The 16,591-nt window shown below is 68.0% G+C and carries 15 protein-coding genes; 5 read left to right on the top strand and 10 right to left on the bottom strand.

The genetic code is table 11. The features are described 5' to 3' along the window. Positions 1 to 26: 26 nt before the first annotated feature. The gene (gene gltS, locus ABQJ54_RS04300; protein ID WP_367853029.1) at positions 27 to 1,232 is read right to left on the bottom strand and encodes a sodium/glutamate symporter; all 1,206 of its coding nucleotides are present in this window, start codon (positions 1,230 to 1,232) and stop codon (positions 27 to 29) included. Positions 1,233 to 1,289: 57 nt separating this feature from the next. Further along, a complete protein-coding gene (gene dgcN, locus ABQJ54_RS04295; RefSeq protein ID WP_367853028.1) occupies positions 1,290 to 2,330 on the bottom strand; it encodes an N-acetyltransferase DgcN in 1,041 nt (346 codons plus the stop codon). A 227-nt stretch (positions 2,331 to 2,557) separates the two neighbouring features. On the opposite strand from dgcN, the gene ABQJ54_RS04290 reads away from it, so the two are divergent. Continuing rightward, entirely contained in the window at positions 2,558 to 3,463 is a 906-nt protein-coding gene (locus ABQJ54_RS04290; protein WP_367853027.1) for a LysR substrate-binding domain-containing protein, read from the top strand. Between the two features lie 76 nt (positions 3,464 to 3,539). Beyond that, positions 3,540 to 3,992: a hemerythrin domain-containing protein gene (locus tag ABQJ54_RS04285; RefSeq protein WP_367853026.1), complete on the top strand. Its 453-nt coding sequence runs from the start codon at positions 3,540 to 3,542 to the stop codon at positions 3,990 to 3,992. 84 nt (positions 3,993 to 4,076) lie between these two features. Here the strand turns inward: ABQJ54_RS04285 and ABQJ54_RS04280 are convergent, their stop codons facing one another. The 4 genes from ABQJ54_RS04280 to ABQJ54_RS04265 all read right to left on the bottom strand — a co-directional run bounded on the left by ABQJ54_RS04280 (position 4,077) and on the right by ABQJ54_RS04265 (position 8,156). Next, positions 4,077 to 4,970, bottom strand: coding sequence for an alpha/beta fold hydrolase (locus ABQJ54_RS04280; protein ID WP_367853025.1), 894 nt, complete (start codon positions 4,968 to 4,970; stop codon positions 4,077 to 4,079). Between the two features lie 241 nt (positions 4,971 to 5,211). Continuing rightward, on the bottom strand, positions 5,212 to 6,489 hold the full coding sequence (kynU, locus tag ABQJ54_RS04275) for a kynureninase (protein ID WP_367853024.1): 1,278 nt from the start codon (positions 6,487 to 6,489) through the stop codon (positions 5,212 to 5,214). 113 nt (positions 6,490 to 6,602) lie between these two features. Beyond that, positions 6,603 to 7,124 carry a hypothetical protein gene (locus tag ABQJ54_RS04270; RefSeq protein ID WP_367853023.1) on the bottom strand — a complete coding sequence of 174 codons (522 nt, stop codon included), beginning with the start codon at positions 7,122 to 7,124 and terminating at the stop codon, positions 6,603 to 6,605. Positions 7,125 to 7,133: 9 nt separating this feature from the next. Beyond that, entirely contained in the window at positions 7,134 to 8,156 is a 1,023-nt protein-coding gene (locus ABQJ54_RS04265) for an amidohydrolase family protein (protein ID WP_367853022.1), read from the bottom strand. 186 nt (positions 8,157 to 8,342) lie between these two features. Between ABQJ54_RS04265 and ABQJ54_RS04260 the strand changes: the two genes are divergently transcribed. Continuing rightward, on the top strand, positions 8,343 to 11,168 hold the full coding sequence (locus tag ABQJ54_RS04260; protein WP_367853021.1) for a serine/threonine-protein kinase: 2,826 nt from the start codon (positions 8,343 to 8,345) through the stop codon (positions 11,166 to 11,168). Then, a complete protein-coding gene (locus ABQJ54_RS04255) occupies positions 11,165 to 11,725 on the top strand; it encodes an ECF-type sigma factor (protein ID WP_367853020.1) in 561 nt (186 codons plus the stop codon). Before ABQJ54_RS04260 ends, ABQJ54_RS04255 begins: the two co-directional genes overlap by 4 nt. Positions 11,726 to 11,751: 26 nt before the next feature. Here the strand turns inward: ABQJ54_RS04255 and ABQJ54_RS04250 are convergent, their stop codons facing one another. The 3 genes from ABQJ54_RS04250 to ABQJ54_RS04240 all read right to left on the bottom strand — a co-directional run bounded on the left by ABQJ54_RS04250 (position 11,752) and on the right by ABQJ54_RS04240 (position 15,380). Continuing rightward, positions 11,752 to 13,809: an FUSC family protein gene (locus ABQJ54_RS04250; protein WP_367853019.1), complete on the bottom strand. Its 2,058-nt coding sequence runs from the start codon at positions 13,807 to 13,809 to the stop codon at positions 11,752 to 11,754. Positions 13,810 to 13,890: 81 nt separating this feature from the next. After that, a complete protein-coding gene (gene efpL / locus ABQJ54_RS04245; protein ID WP_367853018.1) occupies positions 13,891 to 14,454 on the bottom strand; it encodes an elongation factor P-like protein EfpL in 564 nt (187 codons plus the stop codon). 158 nt (positions 14,455 to 14,612) lie between these two features. Beyond that, on the bottom strand, positions 14,613 to 15,380 hold the full coding sequence (locus ABQJ54_RS04240; RefSeq protein WP_367853017.1) for an SDR family NAD(P)-dependent oxidoreductase: 768 nt from the start codon (positions 15,378 to 15,380) through the stop codon (positions 14,613 to 14,615). A 220-nt stretch (positions 15,381 to 15,600) separates the two neighbouring features. On the opposite strand from ABQJ54_RS04240, the gene ABQJ54_RS04235 reads away from it, so the two are divergent. After that, on the top strand, positions 15,601 to 15,948 hold the full coding sequence (locus tag ABQJ54_RS04235; RefSeq protein ID WP_367853016.1) for an RcnB family protein: 348 nt from the start codon (positions 15,601 to 15,603) through the stop codon (positions 15,946 to 15,948). 58 nt (positions 15,949 to 16,006) lie between these two features. On the opposite strand, the gene ABQJ54_RS04230 is transcribed toward ABQJ54_RS04235, so the two are convergent. Next, complete coding sequence (locus ABQJ54_RS04230; protein WP_367853015.1) at positions 16,007 to 16,588, bottom strand: GNAT family N-acetyltransferase; 582 nt, start codon at positions 16,586 to 16,588, stop codon at positions 16,007 to 16,009. Positions 16,589 to 16,591: the final 3 nt, after the last annotated feature.

Below are 16,591 nucleotides of genomic sequence, written 5' to 3'. Positions count from 1 at the left end.
GTTGCTTGCCCAAGGCAAGGCTGCAATCAATGCCAGCCGTTCACGAACCCCGTGATGATGATCGCGTTGGTGAAGTCGATGAGAAACGCGCCCACCACCGGTGCCACCAGAAATGCCCGGGGCGCAGGTCCGTAGCGCTCGGTCAACGAGCTCATGCAAGCCACTGCATTCGCGGTGGTACCCAGCATGAAACCGGTGAAGCCGCTGGCCATCACGGCGGCATCGTAGTCGCGCCCCATCAGCTGCAGCAGCGGCCAGCAGCAGAACGCCAGTACCAGGATCGACTGCACCACCAGGTTCGCCAGCAGCGGCAACGCCAGCCCGGCCAGATCCCACAGGTGCAGGTTCATCAGCGCCACGACGAGGAACAGCGACAGCGCGATGCTGCCGATCAGTTCCATGCTGCGCGTCGACAAGCCAAACCAGCCCAGGGTGTCGTCGATGTTGCGGATGGCTGCGCCGACCAGCATGGCGCCGATGTAGCTGGGCAAGGTCACGCCAAGCCGGCTCAGGCCGCCGCTGATCCACGCGCCGATGCCCATCGCCAGCAACATGAACACCAGGCTTTTTAGTCCTGCGTAGGCAGGATCGATGGTGCGCCTGGGTTCCGTCGCCACGACCACTGCAGGCGCATCCACACCGGCATCGCCGGTCGCATTGGGCGGACGCAAGTTGAAGCGCTTGATCAGCACCGCCGCGATCGGCGAGCCGAAAATGGAACCGAGGACGATGCCGGCCATCGCGTTGGCCAGCGCCACGCTCTGTGCGCCGTGCACGCCCACCTTTTCGAACAGCGGCGCGAAAGCCATTCCAGTGGCAGGACCGCCCGCGAGCGTGACCGAGCCGGTGATCACGCCGAACAGCGGCGGCAGGCCGAAGGCCCTGGCCATGGCGATGCCCAGCAGGTTCTGCGCCACCGCGAGTACGCTGGCCAGCGTGAGGAAGAGCAGGATCTGGCGGCCGCCGACCCTGAGCAGGGTCGCGCTGGCGTTGAAGCCGATGCCGGTGAAGAACGCGATCATCAGCGGTTGCTGCCACGCGGTGTCGAAGCGTACCGGGGTGACACCCCAGTGCCTGCACGCGAGCATGAACAGCGCCACCAGCAGGCCGCCAATCACCGGCGCGGGAATGCTGAAACGCATCAACAGCGGCACACGTCGCCGGACCATGTAGCCGACCAGCAGGAACAGGCCGCCGCAGGCCAGGGTCTGGATCGAATCGAGTGTCAGCACACGCGGTTGTCCCGGGCAGCGGCGCTCATGCCGGCGAGGGATCACTATGCCGGATGTTCAACCCGGGAAGCATGCGACGAGGTTGTCCACGATGGCCTCGACACCCATGGTGACCGGGTCCTGGCAGGGCAGGCCGAACAGCGCACCGACCCGCCCGCAGGTGGCCTGCGCTTCGTGCGCCGGCATCTTCGACGTGTTCAGCGCGATGCCGACAGGCCGCACCGCGGGATTGGTCAGGCGCGCGGCGGCAAGGTTGGCCTCCATGCAGGCCACCAGCTCCGGGATCGGATAATGCGGCAAGCCGCGCATGTGCTGCCGCGTCGGCTCGTGGCAGAGCACGATCGCGTCGGGCTGCGAGCCATGCAGCAGGCCCAGCGACACGCCGGCATAGGAAGGATGGAACAGCGAGCCCTGGCCTTCGATCAGATCCCAGCCGCCGTCGGCACGCGCAGGCGAGATCGCCTCGGCGGCGCCGGAGATGAAATCCGCCACCACCGAATCCACCGGGATGCCGGCGCCGGCGATCAGGATGCCGGTCTGCCCGGTGGCGCGGAAATCCGCCGCATGGCCACGTGCGCGCAGCGAGCGCTCCAGCGCCAGCGTGGTGTACATCTTGCCGACCGAGCAGTCCGTGCCCACCGTGAGCAGGCGCCGGCCGGCGCGCGGCTTGCCGTTGCCGACCGGGATGTTCGGCCCGGGCGCGCGTGCATCGAACAGTGCGCGGCCGTTGCGGTGTGCGGCGGCCACGATGTCGGCGTTGTCGCGCAGCTTGTGGTGCAGGCCGGAGACCACGTTGAGCCCGGCGTCCAATGCGGCGACGGCATCGGCGACGATCTCCGGGCCCATCACGCCACCCGCGTTCGCCGCGCCGATCACCATGGTGTCGGCACCCATGGCCTTGGCCTGGGCGAAGCCGAGATCGGGCAGATCCAGCGTCACCGCACAATCGGGGCGGCGATGCTGGCCAAGGCAATGCCCGGGCCGCCAGTGCGCCAGCCCGCGTGCCGTCTTGATCGAGAGGTCGTCGGTCGCGCTGCCCAGGTACAGCAGATACGGCGGACCCCAGCGGACTGCGGTTTCTGCGCCTTGGTTCGACATGTGGCCGTGGCTCCGTGGGTTGCGCGCCGCCCCGCGCGGCGCGCCGAGCATAGTCATTGGCGGATGTGCGTCGCCAATGAAAAGACGGGCAGATGGCATAACCGGTGGTTGTGGATGTGGCATGTTGCGCGACGCGGCAGATTCATGTCATCCGCGTGGTTTGCCTGCAAAAACACAATGTGTTGCACTCGGCGCGGATTGTCGCCGCGAACCGGACGGGAAGAGACATGCGCCTGCGCTACATCGAACTGTTCCATGCCGTGCTGAGCACTGGCAGCCTGACCGGTGCGGCGAACCTCCTGAACATCTCGCAGCCCGCCGCGAGCAAGGCGCTGCAGCAGGCCGAGAACCACCTGGGCTTCCCGCTGTTCAGTCGCGTCCGCGGCCGTCTGCAGCCCACGCAGCAGGCGTTGCTGATGCGCCACCACATCGACCGCATCATGCGGGAGATGTACGACCTGCAGCGACTCTCGGCCAACATCACCCGGCCCGAAAGCCATCCGCTGCGCGTCACCTGCACGCCCACGATGGCGCAGATGCTGGTGCCTGACGCGATCGCCCGGCTGGGCAAGGTCTATCCCGGTGCCATCGTCGAGCTGTACACCCAGCACTCGGCGGCCATGAGCGAATCGCTGATGCTGCGGGAGAGCGACATCGGCCTCACCCTGCAGGACATGAGTCACCACGGCTTGCTGGAGCATCCGCTATGCGGTGGCAACGTCATGGTGATCGCCCCGCCGGGCTGGTGGTCGGCGCGCGAACTCGACAAGCCCTTGCCGATCGCTGCGCTGGCCGGCCAGCCGATGATCGGCATCACCGTGCAGGACGCGCTGGGCAACATGCTGCAAGGCCACCTCGCCAAGGTCGATCCCGCGCCGCGCGCCAACGTCTGGGTGCAGACCTACCAGCTGGCCTGCGCGCTGGTCGCGCGCGGGGGCGGGCTGGCGCTGGTGGACCCCTTCACCGCGCGGTGCAGCAGGGAGGCGGTGCAGATGCGCCCGCTGAAACTGCAGCTGGATGTCACCCTGCGCGCCGTCTACCGGCCGGACAGTCCATTGAACGGCGTGCAGACGCGCTTCCTCGACTACGTGCGCGAATTTGCGCAGGGGTTGCTGGCAGAGGGAGCGGCATAGGCGCCTGTTCAAGGTCCCGCCGTGGCTGCGGCGAGACCTTGAACCAGCCCTCAAGCGTTGCCACGACTCCGCCGATATGGAGACGGGAGGCCATATCGGCCAGAAGGGGAGACGCGACGTGGATATCGAAAGGTTCAAGAAGGAGCACGTGGACCTGTTGGCGGCCATGACGTCCCTGCGCGAGCTGGTGCAGCAAGGAGTCAGGGAGCGGGCCGAGCCGATCCACCGGCAGCTGTCGGCGATGAATTCCGCGATCAAGCTGCATCTCGCCGCGGAAGACCGGATGCTCTACCCGGCCCTGATGAAAGCATCCGATCCGGCGATCGCGCGAACCGGCCAGCAGTTCCAGGAAGAGATGGGCGGGCTGGCCTCCACCTACCTGGCATTCGCCGCGCGCTGGAGTCTGGCCGGCAAGATTGCCGCGGACCCGCAAGGGTTCCGCGACGATGCCAACGGCGTGTTCAAGGCGTTGCACCTGCGCGTGCAGCGCGAGAACCGGGAGTTGTATCCGCTGGCGGAGCGGTTGTAGGCGTAAGAGCCTGTTCAAGGACACGAGCTGCGCAAGTCCGCGACCGAGCCGCGGGCTTGCCCCGTTTGCATTCACGCGTGGCGATCATTTCGATGCGGAAGAGCCGGGCCGTTCTTCCTTGGCGATAGCCACTGCCTGATTCACCGCATCGATCACGACCTGTGGATGGTCGTACTGGATGTAGTGCCCGGAGTTCGGCACGATCTCGTTCACGCCGCGCGTGGACATTGCAGCTACGTCCAGATGCAGCGACTCCCACAGCAACGTGCGCTGGTTGCGCTCGTCCTGGGTCTCGTCCTTCGCCTTCGGATAGGGCGAGTGGGTCAGCACGATGATCGGCATATCGCCGTAATGCTTGCGCGTGGCGCGCGTCTGGTCGGCGCTCGCGTAAGCCACGGCCTGGCGTTCGGAGGCGGCCGCGGCCTGCCAGCGCACGGTCGCGGCGTAACGCGCCTGCGCCGCGTTGATGGCCGGGCTGAAGCGTGGATCGGGATCGCCGACGCATTTCCTGTAGGCCGGCGTGCCGGGAACAAGACCGCGTCTCGCCTCATCCACGCAACTGCTGTATTCCTTCAGGAATGCGTCCCACTTGGCTTGCTGGCCCGGTGCGCCGATGGCCCATCCGCGCACCCACTGGTCCTCGTGCGAGCCTTCGACCGAGACCATGCCGACCACTTCGCCGGGATAGCGGTCGGCATACACGCGGATGTACATGCCTGCGGCGGAGTGGCCGGCCAGCACGTAGGGAGGAGCGATGTGCGCGGCCTTCAGCAGCTTGTGCAGATCGTCAGCGTTGTTGCTCGCCGTGCTTGGGCGGTTCGAACCGTCGCTGAAGCCCAAGCCGGCGCGGTCGTAGGAGCAGACGCGCGTTCGGGTGGCGATGGCTGGTTGCACCAGCGCCCATGAAATCGTGGAGTCGCCCATGCCCGCATCCAGGATTACCGTCGGCGAGCCGGAACCGAGACAATAGATGTTCATGCGACGCCCATGCCCCACGTCCACCAATTGCTGCGGCTTCGTATAGACGGGGTCGGTAACCAGCGGCTTGGCGGCCTCCTGGCCGATACATGGATGTGCGAAGAGGACGCTCGCGAGGAGGCTTGCCATCCTGGTACCGCGTGCCTTCATGCATTCCCCCTGTTTCAACAATTGGCCCAGGCAGCTTGGCGGGCATCCTGCACGGTACGACTGGATCGGGCAGTTGTGACGCAGCGGTGCCTCAGCTGATTGGACTCCAGGCCCGCACCCTCTCCGCGAACGCCAGGCAATCCGCGTGGCGGTTGTACAGCGGTGCGGGCGAGATGCGGATCACGTCGGGTTCGCGCCAGTCGCCGACCACGCCGTGTTCCATCAGGTACTCGAACAACGCGCGGCCCAGCTCGCGGCCGCCGAGCACGCGGATCGAGAGTTGGGCGCCGCGGCGCCCGGGATCGGCGGGGGTCACCACCTTGAGCACGTCAGCGAGCTGGCTCTGTACCAGCCACTCCAGGTAGCCGGTGAGCTTGAGCGACTTTTCGCGCAGCCGCGCCATGCCGGCGCGATGGAAGATTTCCAGCGACACGCGCAGCGGCGCCAGCGCGAGGATCGGCGGATTGGACAGCTGCCAGCCGTCGGCACCGGGCGTGGGCACGAACTCGGGGCCCATGCGGAAGCGGGTAGTCTTGTCGTGGCCCCACCAGCCGGCGAAGCGCGGCAGCGCGGCACGCGCGTGGCGCTCGTGCACAAAGGCGCCGCCCACCGCGCCGGGGCCGCTGTTGAGGTACTTGTAGCTGCACCAGATCGCGAAGTCGGTGCCGCTGTCGTGCAGTCGCAGCGGCAGGTTGCCCACGGCGTGGGCAAGGTCGAAGCCCACCGTGCAGCCGTGCCGGTGGCCGAGTTCGGTGATGGCTTCGAGGTCGAAGGCCTGGCCGGTGCGGTATTGCACGCCGGGCAGCATCACCAGCGCGATGCGCGAGCCGTGCTCGGCCAGCGCGCGCTCGATGGCGGCCAGCGAGAGCGTGCCGTTCGGCTCGTCGGCTTCCAGTTCGATCAGTGCCTCGGCCGGGTCGAAGCCGTGGAAGCGGATCTGCGATTCCAGGGCGTAGCGGTCGGTGGGGAAGGCACCGGCCTCCATCAGGATGGCGGACCGCCCGGGCACGGGTCGGTAGAAGCTCACCATCATCAGGTGCAGGTTCACGCCCAGCGTGTTCATCGCCACCACTTCGGAAGGCTTCGCGCCCACGACTTCGGCCAGGTGGTCGCGCACGAACTCGTGGTAGTCCATCCACGGCAGGCGGCCCTTGAAGTGGCCTTCCACGCCCAGTCGCGCCCAATCGTCCAGCTCGGCCGCGAGCGCGGCACGCACCGCGCGCGGCTGCAGGCCCAGCGAGTTACCGCAGAAATAGGTGCTGTCGCGGCCTTCGTGCGGCGGGATCAGGAACTCGTCGCGGAACGCGCGCAGCGGATCGGCGGCATCGGCAGCCTGGGCCCAGGCGGCGGTGGCTTGATAGTCGGACATCGGGGTTCCTGCATGGACACGTGCTGGCCGTAGGAGCGCACTCTGTGCGCGAATGCTTTTGGCTTCGATCAAGCGCCAGAGCCATCGCGCACAGGGTGCGCTCCTACGGGCTCTTATTGCAGTCGCGCGGCGATCGCATCGCAGCCACGGTCGAAGGCGGCGATCCAGCCGGCACCAGCCTGGCTCTGACTGGGGCGCACGCAGCGCAGCTGGATCGCGAGGCCATCCCGGTACCAGTAGCGCTCGCGGTAGCTGGAGGCCACGCCAGCCTCGCGCGCGGTGTAGCTGAAGCTGCCGGATGCGGGGGCCTTGGCCACGGCCTGGTAGCCGGGCAGCGCCATCGCCTTGGCGGTGGCCTGATCCATGTAGTCGTGGAAGTCGTTGACGTCGGGCTCCTGCTTCACCGTCACCGTGATGCGGGCCAGCGTGGTGTGGCCGGTGGGCGAGGGATCGGGCACCTGGAACACGCGCACTTCCGGGTCGCCGTCGGTTTGCATGATGTCCAGCCAGCCGTCCGGCGTGCTGAAGTTCACGCTGCCGTTGGCCATGCTGATATCGGCGGCCGGGGCCGGGGCGGTTGCCAGCAGGCCGACGGCGAGCGCGACGGCGATGACGGTGGAGCGCAGAAGGGCCATGCAAAGTCCTCAGACGGTGGTGTCGGATGCGAAGCGGTGCCTGGGCAGACCCAGCCATTCCAGCGCGGTGCCATGGAACAGGCGCACACGGTCGGCATCGTCCAGCCCCAGGGCCTCGATGCCGCTGCCGGGTTCTTGTTCCCCCAGCGGGAAAGGATAGTCGGTACCCAGCATCACCTGCTCGACGCCGGTCACATCCAGCAACCAGCGCAGCGCCTGGTCGTCGTGCACGCAGGAATCGAAATAGAAGCGCTTCAGGTATTCGCGCGGGTTGCGCGGGTTGTCGGTGGCCACCAGGTCGGGGCGCATCTTGAAGCCGTGCTCGATGCGGCCGATCGTCCAAGGGAAGCTGCCGCCGCCATGGGCCAGCATCACGCGCAGCTTCGGCAACCGCTCCAGCACGCCGCCGAAGGCGAGGCAGCAGGCCGCGCGCGCCTGCTCGGCCGGCATGCCCACCAGCCAGGGCAGCCAGTACTTGGGCATGCTGGCCGTGCCCATCATGTCCCAGGGGTGCACCAGCACGGCGGCGCCGAGGTCGGCGGCGGCCTCGAAGAACGGGAACAGCTCCGGCGCATCGAGGTTCCAGTCGTTGCAGTGCGAGCCGATCTGCACACCCTGCAGGCCCAGCTCGTCGATGCAACGCTCCAGTTCGCGCACGGCGAGACTCGGCGCCTGCAGCGGCACTGTGCCGATGCCGGCGTAATGGCGCGGGAAGTCGCGGCAGATGCCGGCCATGTGCTCGTTCAAATGCCGGTGCAGCTCCAGCGCCTGGTGCCCCGGCGCCCAGTACGAGAACAGCACCGGCACGGTGGAGATCACCTGCACATCGACGCCGAAGCGGGCGTAGTCGTCGATGCGGGTCTGTGGATCGAAGGCGGAGTCCCACACCTCGCGAAAGAACTTGCCGTCCTTGTAGATGCGGTGGCGGCCGTCGGTGTGGGTCATCACCGGGAAGCGCTCGTCGCCATGCTTGGCGGCGAGGTTGGGCCAGTCGCGCGGGAGGATGTGTGCGTGGGTGTCGATCTTGAGCATCCGCGCAGTTTAGGACCTTGCGGCATATGCGTCGTGCGGCGAGCGCACAACACCGGGCAGGCATGCTGCCGACCCGGCGGGACGGGGCCGGACCTGCCCGGGGCGGCACGTGTGCAGGGGATGGCGGAAGCCTATACTCGCCAGCCTGAGAGCGTGTCAGGGAGCGACGCGCACAGGGGGAATGCCGTGAACGAGGAGCGTCGGTTACGTTACCTCCGTGCGAAGCCGATCGCATTGGCGGCGCTGGATCTGGCCGAGACGGAGCGCGAGCACTACGTCGCCGCGAACTGCGGCGACGACGAGACCCTGTGCAATGAAGTGCGCTGGATGCTGGAGGCTGCCGAGGCGACCGTAGGCAGCACGAGCTTGCCACGGCTGGCGGTGGTGCCAAAAGTCGTCGGCACCACGATCAGCGCGGCCGGCAGCAGCGGCTACCGCATCCTGCATCGGCTGGGCGAGGGCGGGGGCGGGGTGGTCTATCTGGCGGAACGGGCGCTGGGCGAGGGGACGCCGGATGAATTGCGCCAGCGGGTGGCGATCAAGTTCCTGCACACGGGAGGCATTTCCGGCCGCGAACCGTTGCGGCGTTTCGCGGAAGAGCGTCGCATCCTCGCCACGCTGAACCACCCCAACATCGCGCACCTGATCGATGGTGGTACCACCAGCGACGGCCATTCGTTCCTGGCACTGGAATATGTGCAGGGCGAGCGCATCGACCGCTGGTGTGAACGCCAGGGGTTGCCATTGCGCGAGCGGGTGGTGCTGTTCCTCAAGGTGTGCGCGGCGGTGCATTACGCGCACCAGCATCTGGTGATCCATCGCGACCTCAAGCCGGGCAACATCCTGGTGACCGACGAGGGCGAGCCGAAGCTGCTGGACTTCGGCATCGCCCGGCTGCTTGACCATGTAGGCGGCGTGGCCGCCACGCAGACGCAGACGGACATGCGCAGCCTCACCCTGGCCTATGCCAGCCCCGAGCAGTTGCGTGGCCGGCCGCTGGGTACCGGCGCCGACGTGTGGTCGCTGGGCGTGGTGCTGTACCAGCTGGTTTGCGGCGCGCGCCCGTTCGGCGACGGTGACGAGGTTTCGCCGGTGAGCCTGTCGCAGGCCATCGATACCGGCAAGCTGCTGCCGCCGAGCAGGCGTCTGCGCAAGTCGGGCGCGACGTCGCTGCGGCGCGAGGTGCCGGCCGACATCGATGCCATCGTGATGAAGGCATTGCGTCGCGATCCGTGCGAGCGCTATGCCGGCGTGGATGCGCTGGCTGCCGACCTGCAGCGCTACCTGGCCGCGCGGCCGGTGCGTGCCCGGCACGGGGCGGCCTGGTATCGCACACGACTGTTCCTGCGCCGCCACGCGGTAGGGGCCAGCGCGGCAGTGCTGGTGCTGGCGCTGCTGGGGTCGTTCGCGATGCAGCGGATGCAGCAGCTGCATCGGCTGGAACTGGAGCGCGACAAGACCGCGGCGATCGCCGGCTTCCTGCAGAACCTGTTCGAGAACGCCGATCCCACCCATGCACACGGCAGCCAGGTCACGGTGCGCGACGTGCTCGACCGCGGCGCGGCGACGCTGATGTCCCGGCACAACGTCGCGGCGCCGGTGCGAGTCAGTCTGCTGCTGTCGATGGGGCGCGCCTACAACCAGCTGGGATTGGGCGGCCAGGCGATTCCGCTGCTGCAGGAGGCGCGCAGGCTGCAGGCTTCCTACGATGCCGGCGTGCTGGAGCGCGGCCGGGTGCTGGCGGCGCTGGGACGCGCCTATTCGACAGTGATCAATTTGTCCGCGGCGATTCCGCTCGATCGCGAGGCCATGACGCTGCTGGCGCAGGCGCACGGCGACCACGCCGACGAGATCCTGCGGGTGCGCATCAACCTGCTGTACAACGAATTGGGCGGCTCGGCCGGGACGGCCGAGTCGATCGCGCGCGGGGCGCGGCAGGTGCTCGCCGTGCTCGATGCGCGCTCCTCGCCGGACCGCGAGCTGCACCTGCAGGCCGAGGCCGTGCTGGCGATGGCGCAGGGCTCGCTGAGCGACGACGCCGGCGCGATCGCCAGCGCACGGAATGCGCTGGCCGAGGCGCAGCACCTGTACGTGAAGGATGATCCCACGCTGGTCTACTACCGCTTCGTGTTGGCGCTGGTATCGATGCGGCAGGACCCCGCTGGCTCGGTGCAGCTGTTCCGTCGCGCCATCGCCGACTACGACCGGCAGGTGGGTTCGGTCGGCCCCGGCATGTCCGGTCTGCTCACCTATTTCGGCGTGGCGCTGACCCGGCTCGGCAGCCTCCCGGACGCGCGCGACGCGCTGGAGCGCTCTGCGAAGCTGACGCGTTCCTTCGCGCACGAGTCGCCCGACTTCCAGCTGTACACGCTGACCGAGCTGGCGAAGGTGTACATGGAGATGGGCCGCGGCGCCGATGCCGTCGCCTTGCTGCAGCCGCAGCTGCCACAGCTGGACGCGCGGGCGCGTACCGGCCTGGCATGGGCGCGGGACAACCGCGCGAGCGCCCTGGTCGTGCTGGGCGAGGCGGCGCTGGCCCGCGGCGAGGCGGCATCAGCCATGCGCAGTTTCAGCGCGGCGCAGGTGCAGATGGGTGCACAGGGGCCGCAAGAGATGCCCGATGAGTGGGGCCGCATGCTGGCCGGACTGGGTGAGGTGGCGTTGCTGGATCGCCATCCCGGGCAGGCGGCGCAATGGCTGGTCCAGCTGACCGACTTCAATCGCGTGAGCAAGGCCGCACCCACCGACCCCCGTGCACTCGATGCGACGCTGCTCGATGCCAAGCTGCGCCAGGCGACCAGCGGCACGGCCCAGGTGGCTGCCGTGGCCGAGTCGACATCCGGGACGTCACTACGGGGTGGGAGGTGTCATCGCCAGGAGGTCATGCAGCCGCTGCCGGGCCGTTCGCTCGTGCCGGCCGATTCGGCAGTCGATTCGTCATCGGTGCCGTGTCACGATCCGGTGCTCGTGGTCGCCGAGAAGGCAAGTGGTGGAACAGGAGCGAAGCATTGAACGACACGGTTGAGGTGACCCGGTTGCTGCACGACGCCCAGGCTGGCGATCCGGAGGCCCTGAACGAGGCCCTGCGCCAGATGTACGACGCGCTGCACGGCATCGCCCGCGCCCAGCTCGGCAACGAGCAGATGGAGCGCACGCTGAGTGCCACGGCCCTGGTCAACGAGGCCTACCTGAAGGTCTTCGGCGGCACGCAGCCGCCGGACTGGGTGAATCGCCGCCACCTGCTGGGCGTGGCGGCGCGTGCGATGCGCGAGGTGCTGGTGGATTCGGCGCGGCGCCGCAATGCCGCCAAGCGGCCGCGCGAAACCGATCGCCTGCAGATCACCGAAATCTCCATGGAGTTGTCCGACGGGGTCGACTACAGCGCCCTGGTCGAGTGCCTGGACTTGCTGGCCACGCTGGATCGTCGCCAGGCGGACATCGTGGCGATGCGCTTCTTCATGGGCATGAGTGCGGAGCAGATCGCGATGGCGCTGGAGATCTCCACCAGCACCGTGCAGCGCGAATGGCGGCTGGCGCGGGCTTGGCTGCAGCGCGAGCTGGCCAGCTGATCCGGGAGCCTGAACAGGTTCCCGGATCAGGCGTTTCCGGTTGTGGAATGCGCGCGTCGCAGCAGGTGGGCCAGCGTGTCGATGTTGTCCGTCAGGCGGTCACTGATGCGGGCCAACGACTCGGCTTCGGCGAGGCCGCCGTCTTGCTGCAACGGGACGAGCAGCGACTGTTGCAGGGCGCGCAGGTCGGGCAGGGCGTCGGGTGTGCGCCGCTCGCGGAGGGCGTTGGCGATGGCCTGCACGGTATCCGCGCAAGTGGCGACGAAGCTGTTCACGGCAGCAGGCCGCGGCGCCGGTTCGTCGCCCAGCGCTTCCAGCGCCATCGCGGTGCGTGCCAGGCGATTGCCGTTGGCGAACAGCGCGCGCGCCAGTTCCAGCAGTGACTGCGGAGTTCCCGGTTCCGCCCGCATGCGTTCGAGCGAGGCAAGCGCATTGCTGCGCGCGGTGCGCGCCAGGCTGCGCGTCTCGCGTTGCGCCTCGCGCTGCTCCGGAGCGGCCAGCGCGCGCAGGTAGCCGGCATAGGCGTCCAGCATTTCGGCGAGCGCGTCGCGGGCACGGCCACGCTCCCAGGTCGGCCAGACCAGATAGGTCAGCATCGCCATGCCGCATCCCAGCGCAGTGTTGACCACGCGATCGGCCACCGCCACGCCGGAATTGACACCTTCGAACGCGAGCAGGATCACCACGGTGCCGGTGAGCGCGGCCACCGCGATGCCGTAGTGCGCGTTGGCCAGCCAGCGGAACGCCATGCACAGTAACGCCATCAGCGCGAGATGCGCCCATGGCGAATCCGGCGTGAGGTGCAGCAGCGCAGTAGTCAGCACTAGGCCCAGCACGGTGCCCACCACGCGCAGCAGGCCGAAGTTGAAGGTGGCGGCGAAGTCGGCTCGCAGCACGATAGCCGTGGTCATCGGCAGCCAGTAGCCATGCGGCAGCTTGAGCAGGCGGGATGCCAGCAGCGCCGTGCTCAGGCAGACCGCCGTGCGTATCGCGTGGCGAAAGGCCACCGAACGCGGCGTGAGATTGGCACGCAGCATGGCCCACGCCGAGCTGCTTTGCAGCGTGCGCGGCAGTTGCGTTTCCGCCGCCGCTGCGCGCAGCTCACCGCGGCTGCCTGCCCAGTTCGTGTTGCGCACCGCGGCGGCCAGCTGGCCATCCAGTGCGCGCAGATACGGAGCCAGGCCATCGGGCGCGGTGCGCGCATCGTTGCGCAAGGTTCGCAGTGCGCGCTCCGCTTGCTGCGGCGGTTCGGCGGTTTCCAGTGCGCGTGCGATGGCCTCCAGCACGCGCGCGGCATTTTCGCGGTAGCGCGCATGCGCGGCGGGATCGGCATGCAGCGCGGAAATCGCCGTCAGTTCCAGCCGGATGCGTTCGGCCAGTTCCAGCAGCACGGTGAACGCTTCCATCGCGCGGCCATGCGCGCGATAGCGGCCGAGCAGGGTGTGCTGCAACGAAGTCATGGCGTCGGTAAGCGCGGGGTTCGTGTTTTCGTCGTCGCCCGGTTGGCGCGCCAGCGTGGCGAGGCCCGTGTACACGCCGGCCAGCGCATGGCGCTCCGGGCGATAGCGTTGCAGCGGCCAGGCAGCTACCGCGAACAGGGTGAGCAGCAGGCCGCCGCAAGCAATCAGGCCGGAAGCGAGCAGGGCGTTGCTGGACGATATCGGCGTGGCGGCTGCGATCACCAGCAGGATCATGCTGGTCATGCCCACGCGTGCCGCGTCCGTACCGAACACCACCAGCATGCCGCCACAGAAACCGAACGCGGCGGTGACCAGCAGCATCGGCAGCAACTGGCCGCCGATGGTGAAGCCCAGCAGCGCTGCCAGCCCTGCCACCAGGGCTGCCAGCAGCAGCCGGCGCATGCGCTGGCGATAGGGTCCGGGCTGGTCGGAGAACATCGTGTCCAGCGCACCGGCGCCCACGCCCAGGCCGACTTCCGGATACCCCGTGGCCAGCCCCACTCCCAGCGGCAGGACCACCGCGAGGGTATTGCGCAGCACCACCCACAGCGGTACGTCGGGCCGCTTGATGAGCGTCAGGCTTTCGACGAGCTGGGCTCGCAGGGAATAACCGCTGGCGGGCATGGGCCGAACTGGATGAGTGGGGAGTGGCGAGTATGGCAAAAACCGCCCGCGTCTCTCCCGGATTGATCAGAGCATCCCTGCTCAGGCCCTGCCGGCGAACTCCCCGGTCAGGGTGTTGACCCACACCTTCTCGTCGTTGGTGATGTATTCGGGTACCTGGATTTCCACCCCGGTGTTGAGCTTGGCGGGCTTGGTGCGCTTGGTGGCGCTTGCACCCTTCAATTCGGGTGCGGTGTCCACCACGGTGAGCACCACGCTGGTGGGCACCTGCAGGCCCACCGGTGCGTCGTCGATCAGCTGCACGTAGAAACCCTCCACGTCCTCGACGATGTAGCCGGCGTTGTCGCCCACCAGCTCGGGGCCGAGCAGGTACTGGGTGTAGTCCTCCGCGTCCATGAACACGAAGGCCTCGCCGTCCTTGTAGGAGAAGTTCGCGGCGCGGCGCACCAGGTCCATCTCTTTCAGGTCGTCGTCGGCGCGCAGGCTGAGGTCGTACTTGCGACCGCCGGGGATGGAGTACAGGGTGAAACGGAAGGTGACGTTGCCGCCGCGCGCGGTGGGCGAGCTGCGCTCGATGTCGCGTACCTGGTACACGGTACCTTCGTGCTCGACCACGTTGCCTTTCTTGACGTCGGAAGCTTTCATGGGTTGGAACCGGGTGTTGGATGATGGAAGGTTCGTCATTCCGGCGAAGGCCGGAATCCAGTCGAATACTGGCGCGAAGCACGCGGGATCAGTTTCGAGTGCTGCGCACGACATATTTCACTGGATTCCGGCTTTCGCCGGAATGACGGCAAAGAGGTTTATTTCGGTTGCAGCCGCACAGCGCCGTCGAGACGGATCGTCTCGCCGTTGATGTAGCGGTTGCCGAGGATGAAGGCCACGGTCTGGGCGAACTCTTCCGGCTTGCCGAGCCGCGATGGGAAGGGGATCGAGGCGGAGAGCGATTGCTGCACGGCCTCGGGCATGCCGTCCACCATCGGGGTCCAGAAGATGCCCGGGGCGATGGTCGCCACGCGGATGCCGAAGCGCGAGAGTTCGCGCGCCATCGGCAGGGTCATGCCGACCACGCCGCCCTTGGAGGCGGAGTACGCGGCCTGGCCGATCTGGCCTTCGTAGGCGGCGACGGATGCGGTGTTGACGATCACGCCGCGTTCACCGTCCTCGCCCGCCTCGTTGGACTGCATCAGCGCAGCGCCGGCTTTGGCCACATTGAAGCTGCCGACCAGGTTCACCATCACCGTGGTGGCGAAAGTAGAGAGCGCCATCGGGCCTTCCTTGCCCAGCACGCGGCCGGCGCCGAGGATGCCGGCGCAGTTCATCACCACGTTCAGGCCACCCATGGCCTCACGCGCGGCGGCCACGTTGGCGGTCACGCCGTCCTCGCTGGTGACGTCCGTCTTGTGGAAGCGCGCGGCGGCGCCCAGCGCCTGTGCGGCGGCCTGCCCCTTTTCCTCGTTGACGTCGAACAGCGTCACCTGGCCGCCATGGGCGACGAGGTACTGTGCCACCGCGTGGCCGAGACCGGAGGCGCCGCCGGTGACGATCGCCTTGACTTGATCGAGCTGCATGGGTATTTCCTCGAGAGGGCAGTCGGCAATGTTAACGCAGGGCCTGCCGGACGTGATGGTGAGGTGACGACGCGAATCGGCGTCCGGAATTCATGCCTGGTTGGGGAAGCCGGACGGATCGTGTGAGCGTCGCTGCCAGGGCCATGTCCTCTGGCCGGCTGCCGGGCGCGGCACGCGGTGCACGCAATGCGCCGTTCGATTCATCATCCAGGAGGTTTCCATGAAGAAGACATTGGGCATATTCGCACTCAGCAGTGTCCTGCTGGCCTCGGCCGGCATAGCCTTTGCTCAGCCGTATGTGCCGGCCCCGTACCAGGGGTATGGCCATCAGCAGGCGAACAGGTATCACGGCATGGCCGACCAGGGGCGTCATGAAGGCTGGTACAAGAAGGGCGGCCACCTGCCGGCCAACTATCGCGGCGGCCACTATGTGGTGAGCAACTGGCGCCAGGCGCACCTGCGCCAGCCGCCACGCGGCTACCACTGGGTGCGCAGCGACAACGGCGACTTCCTGCTGGTGGCGGTCACCACCGGCGTGATCGCCAGCATCATCGCGGCCAGCCACTGAGTTGGCGTTTGTGCCCGCCGGTCTTCCGCGCCACTGCGCCGGAAGACCGGCGAGGCGTTCAGGCCGGATCGACAGCCTGCGCGAGCATGGCCGTCCATGCGGGTAGCACGACCAAGGCGGCGAAGGGGATGGGCGCGGACGGTGGCGTCGCGCCGGGCTGCAGTTCCTTCTGCCATACGCCCACGTCCCACCATTGCCCCAGCTTCCATCCTGCCCGGCGCCACACGCCGGCCGGGACGAAGCCCATGGCTTCGTGCATCGCCACGCTGGCCGTGCCGGGCAAGGTGATCACGCCCACGGCCTGGGTAAGGCCTTGCAGGCGCATCGCGTCGAGCAGGATGGCGTAGAGCCGGCGCGCAATCCCGCGGCGCCGTGCGTCGGGATGCACGTAGATCGAGGTCTCGGCGATCCAGTCGTAGGCGGCGCGCTCGCGGAAGCGGCCGGCGTAGGCGTAGGCCAGCACCTCGCCACTTTCCTCCCACACCAGCCACGGGTAGTGCGGCAGGCGTGCCAGCAGGCGCTCGCGCATCGCTGCCACGCCGGGAAGGATGTTCTCGAAGGTGGCAACGCCGTCGCTGACGTGCGGCGCGTAGATCGCGTGGATCGCCTCGGCGTCACGCGGCTGGGCGATGCGGATCATCGG

Origin of the sequence: Rhodanobacter lycopersici, assembly GCF_040812335.1 — a bacterium.
In the GTDB taxonomy this organism is placed as follows: Bacteria; Pseudomonadota; Gammaproteobacteria; order Xanthomonadales; family Rhodanobacteraceae; genus Rhodanobacter_A; species Rhodanobacter_A lycopersici.
This window is presented reverse-complemented; position numbering and strand designations above follow the sequence as displayed.